The 1,077-nt window shown below is 67.1% G+C and carries 2 protein-coding genes; both read right to left on the bottom strand.

Annotation, left to right across the window (positions count from 1 at the left end; translation table 11 throughout):
• Positions 1-490 (bottom strand): 4Fe-4S binding protein (locus tag AC1DYI_RS36595; protein ID WP_477208982.1); only part of this gene is annotated, 490 nt, incomplete at its 3' end.
• 16 nt (positions 491-506) lie between these two features.
• Positions 507-1,077, bottom strand: a 571-nt coding sequence (gene ccoP / locus AC1DYI_RS36590; protein WP_477208981.1) for a cytochrome-c oxidase, cbb3-type subunit III, incomplete at its 5' end; no start/stop codon positions are given.

The following is a 1,077-nucleotide window of genomic DNA, read 5'->3' as shown; positions in this document are numbered from 1 at the left end:
GCGTCCAGGGGCTGGCGTCAAGCTTCATGCGGGCGCCGCGCTCACCCTCGAACTTGTGCTCGACCCACAGGAAGATCTCGGTGTAGACGGTCTGCGGACAGGCGTAGCCGCACCACAGCCGGCCGCCCACCGCGGTGAAGAAGAACAGCCCGAAGGCGCTCAGCACCAGCAAGCCGGTGAGGTAGATGAAGTCCTGCGGGTACAGGACCAGGTCGAAAATGAAAAAGCGCCGCGCGCCCAGGTCGAACAGCACCGACTGGCGCCCGTTCCACGGCAGCCACGGCAGCCCGTAGAACAGCGCCTGCGTCAACCACACCATCAGCCAGCGCCAGCGGCTGTACCAGCCCTTCACCGAGCGGACGTAGATCTTCTTCTGCCGCTCGTACAACGACACCAGCTGCGGCGAGTCCGCGGCCGCATCAGCTGCCGACTGGGTCGGCACGGGCAGGATCGGGATGACGCGGGCGGTGGGCGTCGGCTGGGCGGTCATGGCAGGCAACGGTCAATCAGGGCGTCGTGCCCCCGCTGGCGTTCGAAAAGCTCCAGACATAAGCCGCCAGCACGTGGATCTGCTCCGGCGTCAGCCGTTCGCCGTGTGCCGGCATGACATTGGTCTTGCCGTTGTTGACCATCGCCGTGATGGCCGATTCACCCCAACCGTGCAGCCAGACCTTGTCGCTCAGGCTGGGCGCGCCAATCAGCGCATTGCCCTTGCCGCTGGCGCCGTGGCAGCCCGCGCATACGGCGAACTTCGGCTGGCCTCGTGCGGCGGCAATCTCGTCATGCGGCGCACCCGACAGGCTCAGCACGTAATGCGCCAGTTCATGCACCTCGGTGCTGCTGCCCACCGCTGCGGCCATCGGCGGCATGCTGCCGCGCCGGCCCTGCGTGATGGTCTCTTCGATCCGCTCGGCGTTGCCGCCCCACAGCCAATCACTGTCGGTCAGGTTCGGAAAGCCCTTGCTGCCCCGCGCGTCGCTGCCATGGCAGGTCGCGCAGTTGTTGGCGAACAGCCGCTCTCCGATCGCCATGGCCTGCGGGTTGCGCGCCAACTCGGCCGCCGGCATCGTCTTCAAC

Source organism: Ideonella sp. P3_A4 (genome assembly GCF_056403075.1).
This window is presented reverse-complemented; position numbering and strand designations above follow the sequence as displayed.